20 protein-coding genes are annotated in these 25,068 nt (G+C 72.3%); 10 read left to right on the top strand and 10 right to left on the bottom strand.

Features of this window, described 5'->3' with window-relative positions; all coding sequences use genetic code 11:
- Positions 1 to 16: 16 nt before the first annotated feature.
- On the top strand, positions 17 to 1,111 hold the full coding sequence (locus tag ACFU5G_RS18490) for a Gfo/Idh/MocA family protein (RefSeq protein WP_377247880.1): 1,095 nt from the start codon (positions 17 to 19) through the stop codon (positions 1,109 to 1,111).
- Between the two features lie 33 nt (positions 1,112 to 1,144).
- Here the strand turns inward: ACFU5G_RS18490 and ACFU5G_RS18485 are convergent, their stop codons facing one another.
- The 3 genes from ACFU5G_RS18485 to ACFU5G_RS18475 form a co-directional block, all read right to left on the bottom strand.
- Positions 1,145 to 1,684, bottom strand: coding sequence for a flavodoxin domain-containing protein (locus ACFU5G_RS18485; protein ID WP_377247877.1), 540 nt, complete (start codon positions 1,682 to 1,684; stop codon positions 1,145 to 1,147).
- 165 nt (positions 1,685 to 1,849) lie between these two features.
- Positions 1,850 to 5,710: a S8 family peptidase gene (locus ACFU5G_RS18480; RefSeq protein ID WP_377247874.1), complete on the bottom strand. Its 3,861-nt coding sequence runs from the start codon at positions 5,708 to 5,710 to the stop codon at positions 1,850 to 1,852.
- 160 nt (positions 5,711 to 5,870) lie between these two features.
- A complete protein-coding gene (locus ACFU5G_RS18475) occupies positions 5,871 to 6,116 on the bottom strand; it encodes a hypothetical protein (protein ID WP_377247871.1) in 246 nt (81 codons plus the stop codon).
- Between the two features lie 173 nt (positions 6,117 to 6,289).
- Between ACFU5G_RS18475 and ACFU5G_RS18470 the strand changes: the two genes are divergently transcribed.
- Both ACFU5G_RS18470 and ACFU5G_RS18465 read left to right on the top strand, forming a co-directional pair.
- Complete coding sequence (locus ACFU5G_RS18470; RefSeq protein WP_377247868.1) at positions 6,290 to 6,937, top strand: sugar O-acetyltransferase; 648 nt, start codon at positions 6,290 to 6,292, stop codon at positions 6,935 to 6,937.
- The gene (locus ACFU5G_RS18465) at positions 6,934 to 9,207 is read left to right on the top strand and encodes a glycoside hydrolase family 3 N-terminal domain-containing protein (RefSeq protein ID WP_377247865.1); all 2,274 of its coding nucleotides are present in this window, start codon (positions 6,934 to 6,936) and stop codon (positions 9,205 to 9,207) included. Before ACFU5G_RS18470 ends, ACFU5G_RS18465 begins: the two co-directional genes overlap by 4 nt.
- A 48-nt stretch (positions 9,208 to 9,255) precedes the next feature.
- Here the strand turns inward: ACFU5G_RS18465 and ACFU5G_RS18460 are convergent, their stop codons facing one another.
- A complete protein-coding gene (locus ACFU5G_RS18460) occupies positions 9,256 to 10,425 on the bottom strand; it encodes an epoxide hydrolase family protein (RefSeq protein ID WP_377247862.1) in 1,170 nt (389 codons plus the stop codon).
- 94 nt (positions 10,426 to 10,519) lie between these two features.
- Here ACFU5G_RS18460 and ACFU5G_RS18455 point away from each other — a divergent pair, with 94 nt between their 5' ends.
- The 3 genes from ACFU5G_RS18455 (at position 10,520) to ACFU5G_RS18445 (ending at position 12,971) form a co-directional block, all read left to right on the top strand.
- Positions 10,520 to 11,095: a CGNR zinc finger domain-containing protein gene (locus ACFU5G_RS18455; RefSeq protein WP_377247859.1), complete on the top strand. Its 576-nt coding sequence runs from the start codon at positions 10,520 to 10,522 to the stop codon at positions 11,093 to 11,095.
- A 241-nt stretch (positions 11,096 to 11,336) separates the two neighbouring features.
- Complete coding sequence (locus tag ACFU5G_RS18450; RefSeq protein ID WP_377247856.1) at positions 11,337 to 12,314, top strand: GIY-YIG nuclease family protein; 978 nt, start codon at positions 11,337 to 11,339, stop codon at positions 12,312 to 12,314.
- Positions 12,315 to 12,395: 81 nt separating this feature from the next.
- On the top strand, positions 12,396 to 12,971 hold the full coding sequence (locus ACFU5G_RS18445) for an STM3941 family protein (protein ID WP_377247853.1): 576 nt from the start codon (positions 12,396 to 12,398) through the stop codon (positions 12,969 to 12,971).
- Positions 12,972 to 12,986: 15 nt separating this feature from the next.
- Here the strand turns inward: ACFU5G_RS18445 and ACFU5G_RS18440 are convergent, their stop codons facing one another.
- The 3 genes from ACFU5G_RS18440 to ACFU5G_RS18430 all read right to left on the bottom strand — a co-directional run bounded on the left by ACFU5G_RS18440 (position 12,987) and on the right by ACFU5G_RS18430 (position 18,497).
- Positions 12,987 to 14,270: an exonuclease domain-containing protein gene (locus tag ACFU5G_RS18440; RefSeq protein ID WP_377247850.1), complete on the bottom strand. Its 1,284-nt coding sequence runs from the start codon at positions 14,268 to 14,270 to the stop codon at positions 12,987 to 12,989.
- A gap of 36 nt (positions 14,271 to 14,306) precedes the next feature.
- Entirely contained in the window at positions 14,307 to 17,537 is a 3,231-nt protein-coding gene (locus tag ACFU5G_RS18435; RefSeq protein ID WP_377247847.1) for a BTAD domain-containing putative transcriptional regulator, read from the bottom strand.
- A gap of 90 nt (positions 17,538 to 17,627) precedes the next feature.
- Positions 17,628 to 18,497 (bottom strand): C40 family peptidase, encoded by an 870-nt coding sequence (locus tag ACFU5G_RS18430; RefSeq protein ID WP_377247844.1) that lies wholly within the window; start codon positions 18,495 to 18,497, stop codon positions 17,628 to 17,630.
- A 185-nt stretch (positions 18,498 to 18,682) separates the two neighbouring features.
- Between ACFU5G_RS18430 and ACFU5G_RS18425 the strand changes: the two genes are divergently transcribed.
- Together ACFU5G_RS18425 and ACFU5G_RS18420 are read left to right on the top strand one after the other, a co-directional pair.
- Entirely contained in the window at positions 18,683 to 19,549 is an 867-nt protein-coding gene (locus tag ACFU5G_RS18425) for a phosphotransferase (protein ID WP_377247841.1), read from the top strand.
- Between the two features lie 101 nt (positions 19,550 to 19,650).
- Entirely contained in the window at positions 19,651 to 19,884 is a 234-nt protein-coding gene (locus tag ACFU5G_RS18420) for a hypothetical protein (protein ID WP_377247838.1), read from the top strand.
- 13 nt (positions 19,885 to 19,897) lie between these two features.
- Here ACFU5G_RS18420 and ACFU5G_RS18415 read toward each other — a convergent pair whose 3' ends face one another.
- From ACFU5G_RS18415 to ACFU5G_RS18405, 3 genes are all read right to left on the bottom strand, one after another.
- Positions 19,898 to 21,259, bottom strand: a complete 1,362-nt coding sequence (locus tag ACFU5G_RS18415) for an LCP family protein (protein WP_377247835.1) — start codon at positions 21,257 to 21,259, stop codon at positions 19,898 to 19,900.
- Positions 21,260 to 21,327: 68 nt separating this feature from the next.
- Complete coding sequence (locus ACFU5G_RS18410; RefSeq protein ID WP_377247832.1) at positions 21,328 to 22,677, bottom strand: sensor histidine kinase; 1,350 nt, start codon at positions 22,675 to 22,677, stop codon at positions 21,328 to 21,330.
- The gene (locus tag ACFU5G_RS18405) at positions 22,667 to 23,344 is read right to left on the bottom strand and encodes a response regulator transcription factor (protein WP_377247829.1); all 678 of its coding nucleotides are present in this window, start codon (positions 23,342 to 23,344) and stop codon (positions 22,667 to 22,669) included. The genes ACFU5G_RS18410 and ACFU5G_RS18405 overlap by 11 nt, the downstream gene beginning before the upstream one ends.
- Positions 23,345 to 23,515: 171 nt before the next feature.
- Here ACFU5G_RS18405 and ACFU5G_RS18400 point away from each other — a divergent pair, with 171 nt between their 5' ends.
- Both ACFU5G_RS18400 and ACFU5G_RS18395 read left to right on the top strand, forming a co-directional pair.
- Entirely contained in the window at positions 23,516 to 24,130 is a 615-nt protein-coding gene (locus tag ACFU5G_RS18400) for a DedA family protein (RefSeq protein WP_377247883.1), read from the top strand.
- A gap of 71 nt (positions 24,131 to 24,201) precedes the next feature.
- Positions 24,202 to 24,894 carry a GPP34 family phosphoprotein gene (locus ACFU5G_RS18395; protein ID WP_377247826.1) on the top strand — a complete coding sequence of 231 codons (693 nt, stop codon included), beginning with the start codon at positions 24,202 to 24,204 and terminating at the stop codon, positions 24,892 to 24,894.
- The last annotated feature ends 174 nt before the right edge of the window (positions 24,895 to 25,068 follow it).

Raw genomic sequence — 25,068 nt, 5'->3', positions numbered from 1 at the left:
CGACGCTCTCGGGTTTGTGACACACAAACTGTACACCAGGGGGACCTGTAGGTCTGACACGTCGGGGAGCGCTCCGCTCGGGGTGGGGATCATCGGGATGGGCGGCATCGGCGCGATGCACGCCCGGGCGCTCGGTGAGCTGAGCGGACGGGCGCGGCTCGTCGCGTACAGCGGCCGGGCGCGCCCGCCGGCGGGTCCGGGGAAGCGGGACCTGCCGGCGGCGCGGCTCGCCGCGCACGAGGTGATCACCCACCCCGACGTCGACGTCGTGGCGATCTGCACCCCGAGCGGCACCCACGCGGCGCTCGCGCTGGCCGCGCTCGAGGCCGGGCGGCACGTCGTCGTCGAGAAGCCGCTCGCGCTCGACGTCGACGACGCGCTGCGGGTCGCCCGGGCCGCGCACGAGCGCGGACTGAGCGTCTCGATGATCGCCCAGCGCCGCCAGGAGGCCGAGCACGTCGCGCTCAGGCGGGCCCTCGACGACGGCGCGCTGGGCGAGCTGCGGATCGCGACGACGCACGTGCACTGGCACCGCGACGACGCCTACTACCGCGCGGCGGGCTGGCGGTCCACGACGGCGCAGGGCGGCGGGTCGCTGATGAACCAGGGCGTGCACAACGTGGACCTGCTGCGCTGGCTGTGCGGCCCGGTCGAGTCGGTGACGGCACAGTCGGGAACCCTCGCGCACGCGATCGAGGCCGAGGACACGACCGTGGCGACCCTCCGGTTCGCCTCCGGCGCGCTCGGCGTGGTGACCACGACGACGGCGACGCCGCCCGGGTTCCCCGCGACGATCGCCCTGTTCGGCTCCCGGGGCTCGGCCGAGCTCGGCCAGGGGGAGGTGCGCCGCTGGGACGTGCCGGGGGTGCCCGAGCCGCGGCCCGGCCGGACCACGAGCGGTGCCGCCGCACCGCTCGCGATCGGGCACGCGGGACACCTGGCCCAGTGGACGCGGATCCTCGACGCCCTGGAGACTTCAGCGCCGGTGCCGGTCGGCGCCGACGACGCACTGGAGACGGTCCGGCTGCTGTGCGCGATCCAGCAGGCCGCGGCGACCGGGACGACGGTGCGGCCGGCGGACCTGGGGGACCTGGGGGACCCACCAGGGTGACGAGTGCCCGTCGCCCCTACGGGGAGGTCGCCCCTACGGGGAGCTCGCGGACGCCGCCAGCGTGTCGGCGATCGACGTCGCCCACGCGTCGATGGCGTCCCACTCGCGGAAGTCCCCCTGGGGCATGGCGTCCCGGATCCCCGGCATCCACGCGATGATCCGGTCGGCCCCACGGACCTTGTCATGGTCGTACGCACCGCGGAACACCTGCGTCCCGCGCGGGTGCAGGAGCTCCGCGTACTGCTTGAACTGCTTGGGCTCCGCCCCCTTCAGGACGTCCTTGCCCTCCTTGTCGACCTTCTCGGTGCCGAGCGGTCCGCTGCTGAACAGCCATACCGGGTGCGCGGCGATCTCGTCGGCGTTGCGCTCCACGAGCTTCCTGGCCTCCTTGCGCCAGTTGAACTCGTACACCGCCGACCCGACGACATAGGCGTCGTAGCCGGCCACCTCAGCCACATCGGTGCACTTCGCGACCTCGACCTCCAGCCCGCGCCCGCGCAGGGCCGCTCCTATGCGTTGCGCGATGCCCTCGGTCGCTCCGTACTTGCTCTCGTAGGCCACCAATACCTTCATCGGACTCAGCCTCCTTCGAAGCACTGCACGTGCGCCGTCTTCATCGTAGGCACGCCCGGCCGAACACCGTTGGGTGGGCCGCGGCGCGTGGTGCGGGAACCACGAAGGCCCCCGCCGCAGGGCGGGGACCTTCGTGTCCTACCGTGGACTACCAGGCCGGACCGCTCAGCGGCGGGCGTGCACCGCGAACGCGTCGATCACCGTCTCGGAGAAGGTGGCTCCCGCCGCGTCCCGTGCCTCGGAGCGCAGCGAGACCGTCGTCGACCCCGGCGGGGTCATGACGGTGGCGCTGTAGGCGCCGGCCGTGGCATGGCCCGGGCCGTGCCCCGACGGCCTGGTCACGCGCACCGGCGTCCAGTGCTCGCCGCCGTCCGTGGAGGACCACAGCTTGAGGCTCGTCACGGGTGCGGCCCCGGCGGCGCCGTCCTGGTGCGAGACCTGGAGGTCCAGCTCCGTGGAGCGCCGGCTCGCCGTGTTGTACGCGTCCAGGCCCTGCACGCCGTAGTCGAGCTGGAGCAGCGGCAGCACCTCCGGCGCCTTGCTGCTGCCCGAGGCGAAGCCCCACTCGGTCGTCACGTCCGTCGAAAGCGGCCACCACGGGGTGTCGCGGTGCGTCTCCAGCCGGATGCGGAACCGCTCCTTGCCGGTGCCGACGTCCGGCGTCGCGTACGTGCCGAACGTGTCGTCCGTCAGCAGGTCGTCGCCCCGCCAGACCCGGAACCGGCCCGTGGAGGCCTCGTCCGGACCCCACTCCTGGGCGTGGCCCTCGCCGTCGACCCGGTACGGCAGGTTGATCCCGAGGGTGCTGCCGTCGCGGTAGACCGCGGCGTCCTGCGGGACGGCCGGGGACGCCCAGAACCCGCCGTGGTGCACCTGGGCGTTGTACGTCTCCTTCGGCTGCTTCCCGGGCGAGTAGGTCACCGCCTCCCCGTCGATCCACGCCGGCCAGGCGTTCAGGCCCTGGGCTGCGGTGGAGCCGCGCTGGAACCGCACCCCGGGCTCGGTCGAGTAGTAGACCGTCCGCCCGCTCACCGCGCCGGTGGTCCACGACTGCTGCCACCCGCTCATCGTGCTGCCGCTCGTGATGGTGAGCCGCTCGGCGTTCCGCAGGCCCGGCGCGAACGGCTTGAACGACCGCAGCTCGGTCTCGACCGCCGCGAGGTCCTTGGCCGAGGGCCGGTAGGTGAGCGAGCGGGGGAGCGTCCGCCCCTGCTCGCTGTAACCCAGCGCGTACTGGTAGGACGGCGTCGCGCGGCCAGTGCCCCGCAGCGTCGCGCCCCGGTGGGCGGCCTCGACGAGCTTCAGCCCGAGGTCGCGCTTCAGCGTCAGCGTCGGCACGGCCTGGTCGCTCATGGTGTTGATCGTCCGGTTGTCGACCTGGTGGTAGAACGGGCCCGGGGTGGACCCGTACACGATCACCGCCACGGCCCCTGCGTCCGCCGCGGCCTGCGACTGCGGGTTCAGCGTGAGGTCGCCGGTGTCCTCGACCAGCACGAAGGCGCCGTCCGCGTGCACGGCGGCCAGCTCCTCGTTGGTGCCCGTCCCGCCGTCCACGAGCCGCGCCGACATCCGGCCCGCGTACCGCGGGGACCGGACCGCGTTGCCCAGCTCGCGCGACACGTCGAGCGTCCGGCCCCTGCCCACGGCGGCGACGTCGAGCAGCGGCTGGTCCAGCAGGTACCGCGACGTCACCGTGGTCTCGCCCGCGAGCGGGCCGGCGTCGCGCAGCACGTACGCGGCGAGGTCCATGCCGCCGGTGTAGTCGCCGGTGCTGAACGAGGTGCCCGTGGTCACCGGGCCGCTGCGGCCCGGCAGGTCGCGGACCAGGTCCGAGGCCAGGGCGCGAGGCGCCACCTTCTTCGGCGTCTCCATGCGCACCGGTACCGCCGTGCTGCCGTCCAGCGTGAGCGTGGCGTCACCGGCCGTCAGGTCGGCGTCGCGCGTGAAGCTCACGACGCCGTCGAAGAAGGCGGCCGACGGCGACACCGCGTCGAAGAGCTGACCCTGGACCGCGTAGCGGCCGGCGGGCAGGCGCACCTCGGCGACGCCGTCGGTGAACTGGAACCACTGGTTCACGGCGGGGTCGTCGATGCCGTGGACCCAGCCCGCGTCCGGGTTGCCGGCCGGCTGGCCGCCGAGGCGGCTCGCCTCGATGCGCAGCGTGTACATGTCCGGGTCGCTCTGGAACGCCAGCACGGTCCGTACGGCGGGGAACCCGGCCCCGGTCGCGCGGAGCACCCCGGCGAAGACGTCGGGCTCGTCGGAGCGCGGGTCGATCGTCACGTCCGCGGTCGCGGAGCCGTGGGCGGGGATCGTCAGGGTGTCCGCGGACAGGGACGCCACGCCCGCGGGGACGGGCACGCCGTCGCCCGCGTTGACCGAGAGGGCGAGGTCCACGTCGACGGCGGTGCCGGAGTCGTTCGTGTACGTGACCGTCTGCGTGCGCGGCGTCTGCTCGGCGCGGGGCGAGTCGAAGAGCCCGAACGACAGCGAGGCGGGGGTCGCGTAGACGGCCTCGCCGATCGCGCCGGGCACCCAGGCGCGGCCCGCGCCCTCGGCGAACACCGAGTTCCCCGCCGGCTGGGCCGAGCCCATGAGCACCGACTTCAGGGCCTCGCCGTCCAGCTCCGGCCGGGCCTGCTTGAGCAGCGCGGCCGCCCCGGCCACGTGCGGGGTCGCCATCGACGTGCCGGACATGGCGGCGTAGTGGTCGCCGACCGGCACGTCGGGGGTCGTCCCGGCGGCGCGGGCGGCGACGATCCCGTCGCCGGGCGCCGCGATGTCGGGCTTGATCGCGTAGTCGCCGAACCGCGGTCCCATCGAGGAGAAGTACGCGATGTCGTCGGAGTCCGTCACCGCACCGACCGTCAGGGCGCTGTCCGCGGTGCCGGGGGTGGTGACGGTGAACGGGGTGCCCCAGTTGCCCTCGTTGCCGGCCGCGATGGTGACGAGGGTGTCGTAGCGCTCCGAGATCGAGTCGACGGAGAGGGCCGCGGGGTCGGTGCCGTCGGTGTACGCGCCCCGCACGCCCAGGCTCATGTTGATGACGTCCGCGCCGTTCGACGCCGCCCACTCCATGGCGTCGATGGCCCAGGACTCGTCGCCCTCGCCGTCGTCGTTCAGGACGCGGCCGTTCAGCAGCCGGGCGCCGGGCGCGACGCCGCGGTTCTCGCCGTCGGACGCCTCACCGCTGCCCGCGATGATCGAGGCGACGTGCGTGCCGTGGCCGAGGGCGTCGTGCGTGCTGCCCGAGCCGGTGAAGTCCCGTTCGAGGGCCACGGTGCCCTGGTCCAGGTCGGGGTGGGTGGTGTCGATGCCGGAGTCCAGGACCGCGACGGTCACCCCGGTGCCGTCGATGCCGAGGTCCCAGGCGTCGGTCGCGCCGATCTGCGGCGTGGAGTCGGCGTCGGACACCTCCAGCGGGGCGTCCAGCCACACCTTGCTCACGGTCCGGCCGTCCTCGACGGCGTCCACGAGCGGGCGGGCGCCGTCCGCCGGGACGTCGCCCGCGACCGCGTCGATCGACTCCAGGGTCCGGTCGACGTCGAGGTCGAGCTTCTCCCAGGTCGGCTCCGTCGACCGGGCCGCGCGGGCGGTGGTGGTCTGCACGATCACCGGCAGGCCGGTGTCCGCGCCGACGTCCTGTGCCGTGTCCTGCGCCGCCTCCAGGGCGGTGACGTCGAACAGCCGGAGGTCCAGCTTCGCCGGCACCAGGTCGGCGACGTCGGACGGGACGACGAAGTAGTGGCCCGCAGCGTCGCCGAAGGCGGCGTAGCTGACCGGTCGGCCGTCGGGCCGCGGCGCGGCCTCGAACCCGACGGTCGGCGTGCCGTCGTCGGCGGTGCTGGTGGTGACCCGGTCACCGGTGACGAGGACGACGTCGGTGTCCGGGACCGAGGGTGGGGTCTCGGTCTCGGTCCCGGACACCGCGGCCGGCGACGCGGCGTTCTCGGCTGCCGCCGTGGGCAGGACGCTCACGACGAGGGCGGCTGCAGCAGCCGCGACAACCAGTCTTCTTGCTCTCACAACGATCTCCCAGTGGTTCCGCAGCGGTACGGAGGTGGAACAGTCGCCGCAGACGCTGACAGGCCTGGGAGCCGTTGTTGTCACGTGCGTGTGTCGTAACGATTTCGATGTGGCCGGACGCCCCGGCCCTCGACGGGACGGCGCACCCGGGTGGGGGCGCTCAGCGCAGCGTCGGCCCCTCCACGGGAACCGGACCGTGGCCGCCCGCGTGCTTGATCTCCAGGTTGAGGGTGCTGCGCGACGTCGGGATCACGACGAGCTGGGCCTCGTCGCCGCTGGTGTCGATGGCGCGCACGTGCAGGTGCCCGTCCTTGAGCTTGAGCGCGAACTGGTCGGCCCCGGCGACGAAGCGCACCTCGCTGTCGTCGGTGATCACGGTGGGTCCGGTGGGCAGGGTCTTCGGCATGGGTACAGCATGCCCTGGCGTGGCCGCGAGGCACGAGTGTCCGCCGTCCGGACAAACGCTTACCGCCCTGTAAGTTTTGTGTGTACGCTCGCACGCGGGGTGCTGGCCGTGAGCACGGCGCCAGAGGATCGCGGGCCCCGGACGAGGGCCTGCCGACGCGAGAGAGAGCTGCGGTGGACGAGCGCGAGCAGGAAGTCCGGCGACGGATCGATGCCCAAGAGCTGTACACGGACTTCGGTCCGGGCCTGGAGGCGCTGGAGGAGTCCCGGGTGCGCGGCAAGGAGCTGGCCCGGGAGTTCAACGCCCTCGAGCCGCGGGACGTGGCCGGTCGGCGCCGGGTGCTGGAGGAGCTCTTCGGCTCGCTCGGCGACCAGGCGTGGTTCGAGCCGCCGCTGTTCGTGGCCTACGGCGTGCACACCACGGTCGGGAACGGGGTCTACGCGAACACCGGCCTGACGCTGGTGGACGACGGGCCGGTCGTCATCGGCAACGGCGTGATGTTCGCCCCGCACGTCACGATCACCGCCACCGGGCACCCGGTGCACCCGGACGCCCGCCCCCACGGCGAGCAGTTCTCCGCCCCGGTCGTCATCGAGGACGACGTGTGGATCGGCAGCAACGTCTCGATCATGCCGGGTGTCACGATCGGCCGCGGCTCGGTCGTCGCGGCGGGCGCCGTCGTGACCGCGAACGTGCCGCCGATGGTCGTCGTCGGCGGGGTGCCCGCCCGCATCCTGCGCGAGATCACCGACGCCGACCGCGAGTGGACCTACCGGGCCCCGCGGACCCTCACCGTCGACACGCGGGAGGCGGTCCGATGAGCGAGCGCACCGCGACCGCCGTCGCCGCCTACCTCGACCCGAGCCTCCCCGTCCCGGAGCGGGTCGCCGACCTGCTGGCCCGGATGACGGTGCCCGAGAAGGTCGGGCAGATGCTCCAGCTCGACGCCCGCGGCGACTACGAGGGCGACATCCTGCGCAAGCACGTGGGGTCGATCCTGCACACCTCGCCGAGCCGGCTGAAGCTGGCCCACGACCTGGTGGAGCAGACGCGACTGCGCATCCCGCTCCTGGTGGGCGAGGACTGCATACACGGGCACTCGTTCTTCGAGGGCGCGACGATCTTCCCGACCCAGCTCGGCATGGCGTCGTCCTGGGACCCGGACCTGATCGAGCAGGCCGCCCGGGTCACCGCCGTCGAGGCGGCCGCCACCGGCGTGCACTGGACCTTCAGCCCGGTGCTCTGCATCGCCCGTGACCTGCGCTGGGGCCGGGTGGACGAGACGTTCGGCGAGGACCCGTACCTGATCGGCGAGCTCGCCTCGGCGATGGTGCGCGGCTACCAGGGCACCGGGCTCGCGGACCCGACCGCCATCCTGGCCACCGCCAAGCACTTCGCCGGGTACTCCGAGACCCAGGGCGGGCGGGACGCGTCCGAGGCGGACATCTCCCGCCGCAAGCTGCGCTCCTGGTTCCTGCCCCCGTTCGAGCGGGTCGCCAAGGAGGGCTGCGCCACGTTCATGCTGGGCTATCAGTCCATGGACGGCGTGCCGATCACGATCAACGACTGGCTCCTGAACGACGTGCTGCGCGGCGAGTGGGGCTACACCGGCACGCTGATCACCGACTGGGACAACGTGGGCCGGATGGTCTGGGAGCAGAAGATCCAGCCCGACCACGCCCACGCCGCCGCCGCGGCCGTGCGGGCCGGCAACGACATGGTGATGACCACCCCGCAGTTCTTCGAGGGCGCCCAGGAGGCCATCGAGGCCGGCCTGCTCGCCGAGGCCGACCTCGACCGCGCCGTGGCCCGCATCCTGACGCTGAAGTTCGAGCTCGGCCTCTTCGAGGACCCGCGCCGGCCGGACGCCGGGCGCGCGACGAACCTGATCGGGTCCGCGGCGCACGCGGCCGTGAACCTGGACCTCGCGCGGCGGTCCCTCGTGCTGCTCCGCAACGTCGACGGCGCGCTCCCGATGACGGGTGCCGGTGACCGGCCCCGGCGCATCGCCGTCGTCGGGCCGCTGGCCGACGCCGCCCAGGCCCAGCTCGGCGACTGGGCCGGCAGCTCGGGCCAGGCCGACTGGCTGCCCGACGGCCACCCGCGCGACATGATCACCACCGTGCTGGACGGGCTGCGCGAGCTGACCCCGCAGGACTGGACGGTGACCAGCGCGCTCGGCGCTGAGATCCTCTCGCTCGTGACGCCGCCCGAGGGCGAGACGTTCCCCGACGGGCAGCCCCGGCCCAAGGTGGTCGTCCCGCGCGACCCCGACGAGGCCCTGATCGCGCAGGCCGTCGCCCAGGCCCGGGACGCCGACTACGTCGTGGCCGTCGTCGGCGACCAGGTCGAGCTGGTGGGCGAGGGTCGCTCCACCGCGACGCTGGAGCTCGTGGGCGGGCAGGTCGCCCTCCTGGACGCGCTGGCCGGGACCGGGACGCCGCTGGTCGTCGTCGTCATGGCGTCCAAGCCGCTCGTGCTGCCGCGGTCCGCACTGGACGCCGCGGCCGTCGTCTGGACGGCGAACCCGGGCATGGAGGGCGGCCGGGCGGTCGCCGAGCTGCTGCTCGGGCAGATCGAGCCGTCCGGGCGCCTGCCGATCTCGTTCGCCCGGCACGTGGGCCAGCAGCCCGTCTACTACAACCAGCTGCGCGGCCAGCACGGCGACCGGTACGCCGACCTGACGCAGGAGCCCGCGTTCGTGTTCGGCGAGGGCCTGTCGTACACCACGGTGGAGTACTCCGGCCTCGGGCTGCGGTCCGCCGAGCTGGGCCCGGACGACACGATCCACGCCCGCGTGACCCTGACCAACACGGGCGCCCGTCCGGCGCGCGAGACGGTGCAGGTCTACGTCAGCGACACCGTGACGTCCGTGAGCTGGACCGACAAGGAGCTCAAGGCCTACCGACAGGTGGACGTCGCTCCCGGGCAGAGCGTCGTGGTGGACCTCGACCTGCCGGTGGCGGACTGCACGATCGTGGACCAGGCGGGCAACCGCGTCGTCGAGCCGGGTGGCTTCGAGCTGCTGGTCGGGTCGTCCTCGCGGGATGCGGACCTGCTGCGGGTGCCGTTCTCGGTCAGCGGTTCCTGATCGCGCCGCCGTGCGGACGGGGGGCACCCGTCCGCACGGCGGCCGTCGTCACCGCGCGGCCAGCACCGCCGCGAGGCCTTCGCCCAGGTCCTGGACGAAGTACCCCGGAACCTCCAGGGACGGGAAGTGCCCGCCCGCCTCCGGCGTCCGCCACCGCACGATCTGGCGGAACCGCTCCTGGGCCCAGAGTCGGGGCCACCGCTCGATGTCGCGCGGATAGGTGGTGACCGCCGCCGGGACGTCGACCCGGAGGAAGGGGTCGAGCGAGGCGTGGCTCTCGGCGTAGATCCGGGCCGACGACGCCCCGGTGCGCGTGAGCCAGTACAGGGTGACGTTGTCCAGGAGGCTGTCCCGGGAGATCGTCTCGAACGGGCTGTCGGTGGTGTCCGACCACTCGGCGAACTTGTCCAGGATCCAGGCGAGCAGCCCGACCGGTGAGTCGACGAGCGAGTAGCCGATGGTCTGCGGCCGGGCCGCCTGCTGCTTCGCGTACGCCGCGCGGCGGCCCCAGAAGTCGCGGGACTCCTCGACCCAGGTGCGTTCGGCCGCCGTCAGCCCGTCGGTCGCCAGACCGGGCGGTGGCTGGGCGACCGTCGTGTGGATGCCGATGACGTGCTCCGGGTACCGGCCGCCGAGGATCGTGGTGACGACGCCGCCCCAGTCGCCCCCGTGGGCCAGGAACCGGTCGTAGCCGAGCCGTCCCATCAGCTCGACCCAGGCGGCCGCGATCCTCTCGATGCCCCACCCGGTGGTGGCCGGCCGGTCGCTGTGGCCGAAGCCCGGCAGCGACGGGACGACGACGTGAAAAGCGGGCGCGTCCGGGCTCGCCGGGTCGGCCAGCTCGTCGACGACGTGGGTGAACTCGGCGACGCTGCCCGGCCAGCCGTGCGTCAGGACCAGCGGCGTGGCGTCGGTCCGCGGGGACCGGCGGTGCAGGAAGTGGATGCCCAGGCCGTCGATCGTCGTGCGGAACTGGCCGATCTCGTCGAGCCGCGCCTCGAACGCCCGCCAGTCGTACCCGGTACGCCAGTGGTCCACGACGTCGACGAGGTCGGCGAGGGGAACGCCCTGGTCCCACCGGCTCGGGCCGGGCGCGGAGCCGCGGACCGGCTCGGCCTCCGGCAGCCGCGCCGCGGCCAGCCGGGCGCGCAGGTCGTCTAGGTCGGCGTCGGTCGCGTGCGCCGCGAACGGCTCCACGTCGCTGGGCCGGCTGTTCATGGGACCTCCTCGTCGACGGTGCCGGCAGGTTGGAACCGGCTAAGACGGTTCTAGCAGGGGATCGTGTCCTGGTGCAACCGGCTAAGGTGGTTCCATGAGCGCCCGGTTCCCGGACTTCCGCCTCGGCAAGGTGCTCGCGACGAGCTTCACGGGCACGCTGTCGGAGCGGCACGGCGACCCCGTGGAACGCATCCCGACGCCGGCCCGGCTCGTCGACTGGCTGGCCGTGAGCGGCCTCGCCGTGGGGTCCGCCACCGCGGGTCACCTGGAGCGCGCGCGGGAGCTGCGGGAGGCGATCCACGAGGCCGCGACGGCGGCGGCGCGGGGGGATGCACTCCCTGTTGCTGCCGCCCAGGTGATCAATGACTTCAGTGTTCGGGGCCGTGCTTCAGCGGTGCTGGACTCGGCGGGCGATCGGCAGTGGCGACTCTCCGCGGCGTCGGCCGTGGAGGACGCGCTCGGCGTCATCGCCGCTGATGCGATCGGGATTCTCGCGGGCGAGCGGGACGGGAAGCTGGCCCTGTGCGCCTCGCCGACCTGTCAGGCCGCCTTCTTCGACACCAGCCAGAGCCGGTCGCGCCGGTGGTGCGACATGGGCACGTGCGGGAACAAGGAGAAGAAGGCACGGTTCCTCGCGAACCAGCGCAAGGGCCCAGCAGCGGCGACCTAGGCCCAGCCGTCCTTGCACTCAGGGTCTATGCGTGAGCTCACGACCAAGGGCCGAGGTTCTTGCGTCGTGCTCGCGTGAAAACGCGCCGGTTCACCCGGGTGAAGGATGCGCTAGTCCCCTCGACGAGCCTGAGCTGGCTTGAGCACTATGTGACCTTTAGCCGGTCTACCCGCGGATCCCGCGGGGCGTCGGCGCGACCGTTGCACCGACGGTGCCGCCGCTGATTCGTAGGGAGCACATTATGGCTTCGCTCGGGCGTTTTGATGTGTCGTGGGAGTCGCATTCGGGCAAGAGGTTCTCGGACGTAATCGGCATGCGGGAGCGGCGGGGCATCTACCGGCTGCGGTTCGGGAATGGCGAGGCCTACGTCGGACAAGCCGTCGATGTTGTGCGTAGGTTCGAACAGCACGTGCAACGTTGGGGCGACATCGTCGGTGTGGATTTCCGAGTGGAGAAGGGGAACCTGTCGAAGGCGGAGGTCGACACGGTCCGATACTTCGAGAAGCCGGGCTACCTGAGGAACTCACTCTTGACGATCCATCGTCTCGGTACCTACGCGCTTGACGCACTGGTACCACGATCTGCGCAGGACGGCTGGCTTGTGGGGGAGGGCATCGAGCCAGTTGCGGTTGAGCGCGGTGGGGACATAAGTGCGCGGCCGTCGGCACGGTTCGACCGTCTCCGCGAACGTCGCGACTATGACGAGATCGTGGACCTGCTGGCCTCGTATGTCGGCACGGCGCTCTTGTGGCCTCGTACCACGGAACAGCGTTTCTGGTTCGTCCAGGCGATGCCGAACAAGAAGGTGGACGAGGCGTGGCGGCCGCTGGTTGCGGTCTATTGCCACGCGGTGAATGTCTTCGGCGTTTATGAGGCGCCGACCAAGAACGGAACAGGGCTTGTGGCCCGGGTGCGAGCCGCCGAACCCCGGCTGACGGGCTTTCGGGAACGCCTGACTTCATTGAGGCACAGTTTCAGGGGCGCAGGTGTCCTGGACTCCGCTCCCGGCTTGGGACTCATCGAGGACCTGACCTTCAAGAAGCGGTCAGACCTGGTGGCGTATCTGAAGGAGCCGGTACTGCTCCGTGCGGCGCGCGAGCTGCCGCTGGCTCGAATGCGTGTGGGCGCTGTCAGAGGCGACCGGCACTCCGTGCAACTTGCGACAGACGTCTTCGAGGCGCTGGATGGGCGGGAGCCGGTGGAGGCAATGTCGACCTGAGTTGTCGTCATCGTGGCGGGACCACGGGTGAAGTCCAGGCCTGCTCGGTCGTTCGTCTTGCAGGGCCGCTATCGTTCCGCCGTGACTGATGCCGTGCAGTTCGAAGTCTCGCGAGCCCGCGTCCTATTGATGGGGCTGGCTGTCGGCCCGTTCATGACGACAGTCGGGGTCTTGCTGGTCATCGCCGCGCTCTTCCCGGACGCACTTCCGCTGCTGACCCCGATGTCGCCGTTCCTGTGGTTCCTGTACCTGACCGCGGGCGGCGCCGGCGCTACGTTCTTCGGCTACTGCACGGTGCTGTGGCTGGCCTTCCTGCTGAAGCCCGCTGCGGGGCTCGTCATCGATGCCGAAGGGTTCACCGACACCTCGAGTGCCCTCGCGAGCGGGCGCACGACGTGGGATCAGGTGATCGGCTGGCACCTTCACCGCGTTCAGCAGCAGACCAACTTCTGTGTGGTGGTGAAGGACCCGGAGGCCGTGCTCGCGCGAATGCGGCCTGTCGCGCGTGCCCTCTCCCGCGGCAACATCAAGCTCGTGGGGACCCCGGTGTGTATCGGGCTGAACAATCTCCGAGGTCGGAACGAACGTGTTGTCGACGCGTTCGAGCAGCACTACGACCAGTGGCTGCGCCAGAACGCCCGCACCCCGGAGGCGTAGGAGGGCAGTAGCGCCTTACGGCGTCGTCACTCCCACGGCCGGACGCGCGGAACGCGCGACGTCGTCGAGGATGCGGACGAACCCGGCCTCGCCGACCACGGTGATGCCGTAGGACTCGGCCTTGCGGGCCTTGCCGGACATCGAGTCCGGGTCGGCCGCGACGACCAGGCGGACCTTCTTGGTGACCGTCGGGTGCGGGACGAGTCCGGCAGCCCTGGCCCGGCGCTCCCACACGTCTCGGGACTCGTCCATCGCCCCGGTGAAGACGACCAGGTCGCCGGGAGTGAGCGTGAAGCGGCCCGGTCGCTGGTCGGCGGCGGCGGTGCCGACGGTGTCGGGGCCTGCGATCTCCCGGGACTCGAGGATGGCTCGTGCGTCCGCCTCGGGAACGTCGAGCATCTTGGCCACGACCAGGAAGTCGGCCGCCTCGGTCGGTTGGAGCCGGCCATCGGCCCAGGCCACCGTGGCGAGCCGGGCGAGGTACTCGCGGTGCAGGGCGTCGGCGTCCGCCCGCCCGATCCCGGCCTGGGCGCAGAACGCGGCGAGCTGGTCGTGCTCGCGGGCCGAGATGTGCCGGTCCAGCAGCGCGCGGTCGACGAGCCCGAGGTACTCCTCCTTCTCCCACGTGGTGGCGGGCGAGGCGCGGGCCGTGGTGAGCCGCGCGAGAAAGTGGGTGTCGCGCTCGGTCGCGACGCCGCGCCGGACGGGTGCGGCCCCGGTGAGCGGGATCTGCGGCCAGGGCGTGGTGGCGGCGAGCTCGACGACGTCGTCCCAGTCGGGCACGGCGTGGCGGGCGCCCCCGGCCAGGTAGATGCCCAGGAGTTCGGCCGCGGCGCGGGCGTCGGAGAGGGCCTCGTGCGCGGAGTCGAGCGTGACGCCGTGGTGGAAGCACGCACCGGCCAGGGACCGCGGCGCGGTGGGGAAGAGCTGGGTGCCCGTGCGCATCGTGCACAGGGTGGTGGGCGCGATGAGCGGCACGTCGTACCCGTACGCGGCGAACGCGTGCCAGACGAACCGGCGGTCGAACTGGGCGTTGTGCGCCACGAACGTGCGTCCGCGCAGCAGGTCGGCGACGACGCCGGCGATGTCGCCGAACGCCGGCGCGTAGCGGGCGTCGGACGCGCTGATCCCGTGGATGTGCTGCGGCCCGAGGTCTCGCCCCGGGTTGACGAGCGTGGTCCAGGTGCCCTCGACCCGGCCGTCCGGGTCGACCTGGACGACCGCGATCTCCGCGATCCGGTCGCTCCCGCCCGGGAACAGCCCGGTCGTCTCCACGTCCACGACGGCATACCCGGCCACGTGCGTCTCCTCTCGCAACGGCGTGCGGTCGATCGGTCAGGCGAGCTGCTGGACGGCCAGCCCCTGCACCCGCCGTGCCTCGACGACGACGGCCGTCGCGTCGCACGCCTCCGCGAGGACGGCGGCGCGCGCGGCTTCGTCCGCGGCTTCCCGGGCGTTGCCCAGCCGAAGGTGCGCACTCGCCAGGCGCGCACGCGCCCGGGCCTCCCACGACCGGTAGCCGTGCGCGGTCGCCAGCGCCACGGCGTCGGTCAGGATGGCTGCCGCCTCGGCGGTCTGGCCGCTCGCCAGGAGGCTCACGCCCAGGCCGTCGCCGGTGATGACCTGCGCCCTGGGGTCGTTCAGCCGGGACGCGGCGGCGTGCGCCTCGCGGGCGGTCTCGACCGCTTCGGCGGGCCGGCCGGTCTGGGCGAGGAGCCTGCCGAGCTCGTCCAGCGTGGAGAGCTCGCCGCGGGTGTGGCCGCGGCGGCGGAACCCGTCGAGGACGTCGTGGAGCTGGGCTTCCGCGGTCCCGGTGTCGCCGAGGAGCCGGAGGGCGCTGGCGAGGTTGCCGCGGATCGTCAGGTCGGCCACCTCGCGCTTGTTGCGCTCGCTGATGCGCAGCGCGCCGCGGAACGAGTCCGCCGAGCGGACGAGCTCGTCCTGTTCCAGGTAGGTCATGCCGAGCCCGTTCAGGGCGAGGGCGCGGTTCTGGTCCTCGGGTCCGGTCCGGGACAGGGTCTGCTCGAAAGAGGCGGCGGCCTCGACGAGCCGGCCGGCCTCGTAGTGCTCCCAGCCCACGTTGTGCGCCAGGTAGGCGACGGCGTCGGTCCAGCCGCAGAGCTCGGCGAGGCGGGTCGCGTGGACGGTGTCCGCGTGCGAGTCGTCGATGCGGCCGTGCGCCCAGTGGGCGTAGCTGCGGGAGATGTACATCGCCGCACGTGCCTGGTCGTCGCCCCCGCGGTCTGCTGCCCCGAGACCGGCTTCGGCCAGGTGCTGCCAGCTGTCGAACCGGCGGACCAGGAGGTACCCGCGCAGCTGGTCGACGAGCCGCCAGACGTCGGGATCACGATCGGGATCGTCCGCCGACGAGGTCGCCAGGGCCAGCATCGACGGGTACTCCAGGTCCAGCCAGCGCATGGCGGCGTCCTCGTCGCCGAACACCGCGGCGCGGTCCGGGTGGCCGGTCAGCCGCAGCAGGTGCGGGTGGATCCAGCCGACGGCCGCGGTGGCCCGGTCGAGGTACCAGCCCCAGAGGCGGCTCTCGGCGTCGGGAACGCGGTCGTCCGGGGTGAGCTTGCGCCGGGCGAAGAGCCGCAGCAGGTCGTGGCTGCGGAACCGGTCGGCGGCGTGCTCGGTCAGCATGTTCGCGTCGAGCAGCTCGTCCAGCGCACGGGCGGCCGTCCCGTCGCCCACCAGCACCTCCGTCGCCTCCGTGCCGAAGTCGATGCCGGGGTGGAGCGACGACATCCGGAACACGCGCTGCGCCGTGGGGGAGAGCTCCGTGTAGCTGAGCTCGAAGCTGTTGAAGATGTTCGACGTGCCGACGGCGAGGTGGTCCAGCCGGTTCTGGCCGTCCCGGAGCCGGTGGACCAGGTCCGCCGGCAGGAGCCGCCGGCGGCTCCGCAGCTGCGCCGCAGTGATCTGCAGGGCGAGCGGGAGGTCGCTGCACAGGCGTGCCAGCTCGTCGAGAACCGCCGCGTCGTCGCCGTCCGGAGTGGTCCCGGCGGCTCCCAGCAGACGGACCGAGTCGGTGCGGTCGAGCACGTCCAGGCGGACCAGGACGGCGCTGTCGAGCTCGGGCAGCAGGTTTCTGCTGGTCACGAGCACGTCGCTGTCCCCGAGGCCCGGAACGAGCGGGCGCACCTGGGCGGCGTCCCGGGCGTTGTCGAGCACGATCAGCATCTTCCGGTCCGCGAGCCGGCTGCGGAACAGCGACGCCGCCTCCGGCAGTTCGGCGGGCGGCGTCCCGGGGCCCGTGGCCCGCAGGAAGCGCTGCAGGATCTCCAGGGGCGGGACGGGAGCACCGGCGGCGTCCTGCAGGTCGGCGAACAGCTGACCGTTGGGATACCGGTCGTGCATCTCGTGCGCCACGGACAGGCACAACGCGGTCTTCCCGATCCCGGCGGCGCCGCTCACCACGACCGGTACGTTTCCGCCCTCGGGGCCGCGGTCGAGCGCCGTCATGACGGCGGACCGCTCGTCCGCGCGTCCCACCAGGTGCGGCGGGTCCGCGGGAACCTGCCAGGGGACCGGCGCCATCGCGACGGACCCGTCCGTCCAGCTCTGCCGCAGCGCGTCCAGGTGCGCGGTACGCAGGCGTTCGCCGGGGTCCACGCCGAGCTCGGCGGCGAGGACCTGGCGGGTGGACTCGTACCGGTTGAACGCTTCCGCCTGGCGTCCCGCCGCTGCGAGCGTCTGGACCAGCGACGCCTGGACCACCTCGTCGAGCGGGCGGCGGTCCGCCATGGCCGTGAGCGGGACGACGGCGTCCTCCGGCACGCCGAGCTCACGGGTGATCCGCGCGTACGACAGCAGTGCCGCGACGTACTCCTCCTCGACCGCGGCGATCCGCTCGGGCGACGTCACGAGGTCCGGGTCCGGACCGCCGCGCCACAGCGCGACGGCAGCGGCGAGAGCCTCTTTCGCGCCGCTCGTCGCCCCGGCGCGTTGCGCGTGCCCGGCGAGCTCGCGGAACCTGAGCAGGTCGAGCTGGTCGGCAGGGACGAGGAGCCGGATGCCCGCGCGGTCCAGCTCCACCACGGGCTGGCGGTCATCGGGGTCCTCCAGCAGGCGACGCAGGCGGGTGAGGTGGATGTTGAGGGCCGCTGTCGTGGTCGGGGTCTCGTCCGGCCAGAGCGCTGCCAGGAGCGCGTCGCGGGGTACGGCCGTCCCCGCGGCGACGGCCAGCTCGGCGAGCAGCACCTGCTGCATCCGGGACCGCAGGGTGACCCGTACCTCGCCCCGGCGCAGCAGCAACGGACCGAGAACGCTGATGTGCACGGTTCCGGGACCCGCCGTCGAGCCATCGGACTGGGAGCGTACGGGCGCCTGGTCGAACCGCCCGCGAAGCCGCTCGGCCTCCGGGCCGGTGAGCCCGAGGGCGGCGAGCAGGGCGGCGACGGACTCCCGCCGGGGACGGCGGCTGCGCCCCTGCTCGATGTCCCGGACCGACGCGAGGCTCACCCCCGAGTCCTCGGCGAGCTCGCGCTGGGTCAGCCCGCGCGCCTCTCGGTGCCGACGGAGCAGGTCACCCGCTGGGTCCTGGAGGCTCTCGACATCGGACACGCCGTGATCATAGGCGACGCCGTGCGGTGGGAGATCTGGGTGACGAGCGGGCAGGGCCCGCCGCTCGTGGGCGGCGGGCCCTGCGGTGGCTCAGGCGGCCCACTCCACGGCGCCGAGGATGCGGTACGCGCCCACACGAGAGTTCACCCAGTCGGCGTGGAAGCCGACCGGCGTGCCGGTCTCGTGGGCGTCGAAGACGGTTCCGTTGCCGGCGTAGAGGGCGACGTGCGTGATGTTGCCGTTGTACGTGCCGTCGGTGTCGTAGAAGATCAGGTCGCCCTCCTTGAGCTCCGAGTACGGCACCTTCTGGGCGTAGATCTTGTCCTGGCTGGTGTGCGTCCGGGCCCAGTCGTACATCGCCTGCGACGACCGCGCCGGCCACCCGGGGAAGTTGGCCACCTCGTTGTAGGACTTGTACACGAGTCCCGAGCAGTCGTAGGCCGGTCCGGTCCCACCATTCTCGGAGTACGGCGCACCCTTCTTCTCGTACGCGTTCTCGATCCCGAGGCGGGACCAGTTGTACAGGTTCGCGTACTTCGTGCAGAGGGGGTCCTCGGCCGTCGTGCCGTTGGAGACCTTGATGTTCAGGTAGTTGATGGAGCCGATGGTCCCCGGGTTCCAGCCGTTCTCGCCGTACGAGGGGCCGAGGCCCTCGCCGGCGGTGCGGGCGTAGGCGACGGTGCCGTTGTCGAAGACGTAGTTGGCGGTACCGCCGTTACCGGTCACCGCCGCGATCTTCAGCACCGGGCTCCGGCCGTCCGCGGCGGTGTCGTTCAACCGGTACCGCAGCGTCACGCTGTCCACGCCCCAGTTGACCTGGATCCTCGCCTCGGCGTTCCCGCAGTCGACCACGATCTCCTGGCCGGGGTCGGCCAGCGGGGCGAGCTCGGCCGCTCCCGCTGCCGGGGCAACGGCCACCAGGCCGCTCAGCGTGGCCGCCAGGGCCACGATTCCGCTCACGATTCTGCGCATCGTTCTTCCGTCCCGTTCTCGAGTGGGTACATCCGCGGTTCTTCCGACACCGACGAAGGTAGGAACCTGACTCGACAACCGGCTTTCCGTACCGTTCCCGTACTTTCCCGACTATTCACCCACTCTCCCTTTACCGGGTGAAATGGCTTGCCTGCCCGTGCCACGATGCGACGGTGGAGATCACCGACGTCACACGTGCGATCGCGGCTGCGACCTCGGTCGCCGCATCCCTCGACCTGCCGGCCGACGACGCCGTCGTGCTGCACGACTCGAACAAGCTGGCGCTGCGGCTGACGCCGTGCGACGTCTTCGCCCGGGTCGCCCCGCTGGGCCAGGAGGTGGCGCAGTTCGAGGTCGACCTCGCGCAGCGCCTCGTCGCGGCCGGGGCCCCGCTCGCCTCGCTGGAGCCTCGCGTGGAGCCCCGGGTGTACGTGCGCGACGGCTTCGCCGTGACCCTGTGGACCTACTACCCGCCCGTGCCGCCCGGGCCCGCTCCGGCCGACGTCGCCAAGGCGCTGAAGCAGCTGCACGACGGCATGCGCACGGTCGACCTGCCGAGCCCGCGGTTCACGGACCGGATCACGGAGGCGCAGGAGATCGTCGCCGACCCGGACCGCTCGCCGGAGCTGGCCGACGCCGACCGCGCGCTCCTCGCCGGCAGGCTCGCGGACCTGCGCCGAGCGATCGGCGACCGCGGCGCCGTCGAGCAGCTGCTGCACGGCGAGCCGCACCCGGGCAACGTGCTCGGCACGGAGCACGGCCCGCTGTTCATCGACCTCGAGACGTGCTGCCGCGGACCCGTCGAGTTCGACCTCGCCCACGTCCCCGAGGCGGTCAGCGAGCACTACCCGGGGGTCGACCGGGAGCTGCTGGACGACTGCCGGCAGCTCGTCCTCGCGATGGTCGCCGCCTGGCGCTGGGACGTCGACGACCAGTTCCCGCGGGGGAGGCTGTTCGGTGAGGAGCTCCTGCGCGTGCTGCGCGCGGGCGCCCCGTGGCCGACGCTCGACACGGTGGTCGGCCGGGTGGACGGGCTGTAGCGCCGGGCACCGCCAGGGGTACGCCTCCAGGGGGACGGACCGGCGCAAGATCAGACCTCGGGTGGAGGACTCGGGCGCAACCGTCTGCCTACGTTGGGTACATGACACCCACCGGACCGGACGACCAGGTCGGCGACGACGCCGGAAAGACCACTGGCTGGAGCTGGGGTGCCGGTGTCGCCGTCGGCCTGGGCATCGGGGTGGCGCTCGGCATCACGCTGGACAACCTCGCGATCGGCATCGCGCTCGGTGCCGCGTTCTTCCCGGTGTTCGCGATGGTGCGGGGCACTGCCCCGGCCGAGGACGAGACGCTCGGCGACAACGAGAAGCCGTAGCCGCCTGACATCGTCAGGCGCAGATGCCCTCGGGGAGGTCCTCGGGGGTCGGGCTGGTCTGCGGCTCGGTGGGCTGCTCTTCGGTCGTCCCGTCGCTCGTCGGGTCGGCTTCCTCGTTGCCCGTCGGGTCGCTCGTCTCCTTCGTCGCGGAGCCCGGGTCACCGTCGGTCGTCGCCTCCTCGCCGCCCGCACCGTCGCTCGCGCTCGGCGAGCCCGAGGGCTCCGGCGTCGCCAGCGTCACGTCCTCCGGCGGCTGGTCGGCCGCCAGCCGGTCGAAGATCTCCGACGTCTCCGGCGACCAGGACACGGTCGCACCGTCGGCGTTGTCGTAGACCGGGACCGACGTCATGACGATGTTGCGCTTCTCGATCTGCCGCAGCGACCACGCCAGACCGGCCACGTTCCCCGGGTCCGCGATCGCCGGGTCGGCGCTGAGCGAGCCGAGGGCCGCGTTGATCAGCCGGTACGTCCTGGTGGGGTCGGCCAGCGTCTCCGCGGAGAGCATCTGGCGCATCGTCGCGTTGATGAACATCTGCTGCCGTTCGATCCGCGCCAGGTCGCTGCCCATCTCCAGCCCCAGGCCCGTGCCCTTGCGCACCCGCAGGAACTGGATCGCCGTCTTCCCGTCCAGCCGGTTCTCCCCGGCCTCCAGGTCGATGCGCGCGGACCGCGGGTCACCGTGCAGCGCGTCCGGCAGGCACATCCGGACGCCGCCGAGCGCGTCGACGACGTCGATCACGCCGTTCATCTTGACCACCGCGTGGTTGGACACCGTCACGCCCGTCAGTGAGTTGACCGTGTTGATGGTGCACGCCGCCGCGTACCGCATGTCGCCCGTGCTCCCGCTGCCCGTCGAGAACGCGGAGTTGAACCGGCCCGTGTACGGCGCGCTCCGCGACCCGCCCGGGAGCTCGCACGCGGGGATGGCCAGCATGGAGTCGCGGGGGATGGACACGACCTCGATCCACTGCCGGTCGGCCGCGATGTGCACCAGCATCGTGGAGTCGGACCGCATGCCGTCGACGACGCCGCCGATGTCGGCGTTCGACCCGTCCCGGATGTCCGTGCCCATCAGCAGCAGGTTGACGGGCTCGTCCTTGAACGGGTCGGACGGGTCCTTCGGCTTGACCTGCTCGGCCACGAGGCCGTCGAGGTCCTGCACGTCGATCCGCGAGACCGCGTTGTGGTACGCCGTCGCCCCGGCCGCGGAGCCGAAGGCCAGCGTGCCGACGACGCTCATCGTGACGGTGCGGACCACGAACGCCCTGCGCCAGCTGCGCACGTGCCGCGGCTGCCGCTCACCCGACCGCGCGTGCCGGGGGACCCCGGGGACTATCTCGCCGACCGGCCGGACCGCCGTCCAGAAGTCGCTCATGCGGACATCCTGGGCACCGGCCCATGAACCAGGGCTGAACGAACCTGAAGAGACGTTCAGCAAGCACCTCAGCGGTCGTGGTGCTCGGGGAGCCGCAGCGCGAGCCGGGCCCCGCCCGTGGGCGCGTCCGACAGCTCCGCGGTCCCGCCGGTGTGCTGGGCCGCCTCGGCCACGATCGCGAGCCCGAGGCCCGACCCGCCGCTGACCCGGCTGCGGGCGTCGTCGCGGCGCTCGAACCGGTGGAAGATCCGCTCCCGGTCCTCCTCCGGGACGCCGTCGCCGTCGTCGTCGACGTACAGCACGACCTGGCTCGCGTCCGTGGTGAGGGTGAGGTCGATGCGGGTGCGGGTGTGCCGTCGCGCGTTCTCCGCGGCGTTGCGCACGGCGCGCACGAGGAGCACCTCGTCCCCGAGCACGCGGGCGGGGCCGACCCGCGTCGTGTCGACCACGATCCCGAGGGTGCGCAGCCGCGCGGCCTCGGCCAGGACGACGTCGTCCAGGTCGATCTCGCGCCGGTTGCGGGTCATCCCCTCGTCCAGCCGGGCCAGGAGCAGGAGGTCGTCGACGAGCTCGTGCAGGCGGGCCGCCTCGACGTCGACGGTGCCCGCCAGGGTGCCCAGGTCGGTCGTGTCGGGGTGCCGGAGCGCGACCTGGGTGTGCTGCCGGATCGCGGCCACCGGCGACCGCAGCTCGTGCGACGCGTCGGAGACGAACCGCCGCTGGGCGCGCTGCGCGGCCTCGAGCTTGTCGAGCATCTTGTTCATCGTGGAGGCCAGGCGGGACACCTCGTCGGTGCCGCCCGGCGGTGCGATGCGGCGGGTCAGGTCGTCGCCCGCGGACTCCACGTCGCGCCGGATGCGCTCGACGGGGTGCAGCGACCGGCCGACGACGATCCAGATCATCAGCGCCACGAAGGCGCTGACCGCGGGCACCGCCACGGCCATCAGCGTGGTCGCCGCGCGCACCGCCTCGTCGGCGGTGTCCAGGGAGCGGCCGACGACGACGTGGTGCACGCGACCGTCCAGGGTGACGGGCGCGGACTGGACCAGGTACCGCTCGTCGAGCACGCGCACGATCCGCTCGCTGTCGGCGACGGGCAGCGGGAGGGTGTCCTTGAGGTCGTCGTCGGCGACGCCCACGACCTCGCCGTCGAGCTGGAGCTGGATGATCACCTCGTCGGCGTCGAACTTGGCCAGCTCCCCGGCCGTCGCGCTGTCCAGCGCGAACTGCTGGGCCTGGTCCTCGGCCGTCTGCGCCTCCGACCCGACCAGCGAACGCTCCAGCAGCGTGACGACGGCGAACCCGCCGACGGCGAGCACCGCCAGCACGATCCCGACGGTTGATGCGGTGATCCGGACGCGGAGCGAGAACCGGCGGCCGCCGGGCACCGGGTCACGCGGCTCCCGGTCACGCGGCATGAGGCATCAGCCGGTAGCCGGCCCCGCGCACGGTCTGGATCGTGTCGAGCACGAACGGCTTGTCCAGCTTGGCGCGCAGGTGCCCGATGTAGACCTCGACGATGTTCGAGTCGCCCTCGAACTGGTCCTCCCAGACGGCGGCGAGGATCTCGCTCTTGCTCCGCACGGTGCCGGCCTCTCGGGCCAGGAAGACCAGGACGGCGAACTCCCGGGCGGTCAGCTTGACCGGCGAGGCACCCCGGTGCACCTCCCGGGTGGCGAGGTCGACGCGCAGGTCGCCGACCACGAGGGTGGTGGGGCGCTCCGGCCGCCCGCGGCGGATCAGCGCGCGCAGGCGGGCCAGCAGCACCACGTGCTCGGTGGGCTTGACGACGTAGTCGTCGGCGCCGAGGTCCAGGCCCTCGACCTGGTCCCAGGCGCCGTCCTTGGCCGTGAGCATCAGGATCGGGGTCCAGTTGCCCTCGTCGCGCAGGGTCTGGCAGACGGCGTAGCCGTTCATGCCCGGCATCATCAGGTCCAGGACGATCGCGTCGTAGCTCACCTCGCGTGCGCGCCAGAGGCCGTCCGTGCCGTTGTGGGCGAGGTCCACGGAGAAACCCTCCGCCTCCAGGCCACGCCGCAGGCCGTCGGCGAACCGCACCTCGTCGTCGACCACGAGCACACGCATGCGACCACCTTTCCTCGGTCCGGACGACCCATCGTCGCCGATGATCCATGAATGTCCGCTGAACGCGGCGTTTTCATCTTCGGTTCAGGTTCGTGGTCCTACGGTCGACACGTGAGCGCAGCTGACCCCACCCCTGAACTCGACGGCATCGCGCTGTGGACCGTGGAACTCATGGAGACGCTCGGCGCCCCTGGCGCCGGCCTGGCGATCTTCGTCGAGAACCTGTTCCCGCCGATCCCCAGCGAGGTCGTCCTCCCGATGGCCGGGTTCGCCGCCCGGCTCGGGGACCTGTCCCTCGCCGGGGCGATCATCTGGACCACCATCGGCTCCGTCGCCGGCGCCTGGGTGCTCTACGGCCTCGGGGCCTGGCTGGGGCACGACCGGATGCGCGCCATCGGCGCCCGGATCCCGCTCGTCGACGTCGAGGACATCGACCGGACCACCGCCTGGTTCGCGCGGCACGGCACCAAGGCCGTCTTCTTCGGCCGGATGGTCCCGCTGTTCCGCAGCTTCATCTCGATCCCCGCGGGCACCGAGCGCATGAGCCTGCCGGTCTTCACGGTGCTCACGGCCGCCGGGAGCCTGATCTGGAACAGCATCTTCGTGGTCGCCGGCTACCTGCTCGGGGCCAACTGGCACGCCGTCGACCCGTACGCCTCGGTGCTGCAGTACATCGTGGTCGCCGCGGTCGCCGTCGCCCTCGTCTGGTTCCTGGTCGGCCGCATCCGACGACGCCGCGCGCGGCGGCCGGTCGAGCAGCAGGTCACGGCGGTCCGGGGCGATTGACTCTGCCCCAGGGGCACGGTCTGTCATGGGTGCGGGCACGCCGCCCGATCCGTACCGCCGAGGAGAGACCGATGCGCCGACCGAAGCACCAGGAGATGCGCCCCGAGCTGCTGATCGTCGAGGACCTGATGCTGCTCCTGCTCGACGACGAGTCCGGGGTGGTCAAGGGGGAGGCCAACCTGCACTACACGCTGGGCGGAGCCGTGCTCATGGAGCTCGCGCTGCTGGGCCGGGTCGAGCTCGACCACAGGAAGCGGGTGCATGCCGTCGCGGGCGAGACGCTCGGCGACACGATCCTGGACGAGGCGATGAGGCAGCTGGCAAAGCGGCCCCGGCACGTGCACACGATCCTCGTCGAGATCGGGCTCGAGCTGGACGGGCAGCTGCGTCACCGGCTGGTGGAGCGGGGGATGCTGGGCAGGGAGCGGTCCAAGCTGCTCGGCTTCATCCCGGTGACCAGGATGCCCGCGCAGGACCTGCCGTACGAGGCCGCGCTGCTGGAGCGGGTGCGCGCCGTGCTCGAGGACGGGGCGACCCCCGACCCGCGCACCGCCGCCCTGACGGCGGTGCTCTCCGCCAGCGGGACGCTCGGGGAGTTCCACCCGGCGATCCGCCGCTCGCGAGCGGTGACCGAGCGAGCCCGTGACCTGCGGGAGGGCACCTGGGGCGCGGCGGCGGTCAACCAGGCGATCCTCGTGGCGGCGATCGCGTCGATCGGCGGGGCCGTCGCGGAGGCGGCGGTGGGCGGCGACGCGTCGTCGTGAAGACAATTTCGCAGTAGGGAGGGTAACCAGGAGGTAGCAGTGCTACGTCTCCGTTACCCCTCCGGCTGCGCGAGCTTTGTTGCCTGCCGGGCGAGCGTCACCTTCAGCGCCATGGCCCTCCCGGGGAAACGTATGCGCGCGAGGTCGGTTGCTGTGAGTAGACAATGTCTACTC

The sequence above is a fragment of the Promicromonospora sp. NPDC057488 genome (assembly GCF_042802395.1).
Classification (GTDB): Bacteria; Actinomycetota; Actinomycetes; order Actinomycetales; family Cellulomonadaceae; genus Promicromonospora.
This window is presented reverse-complemented; position numbering and strand designations above follow the sequence as displayed.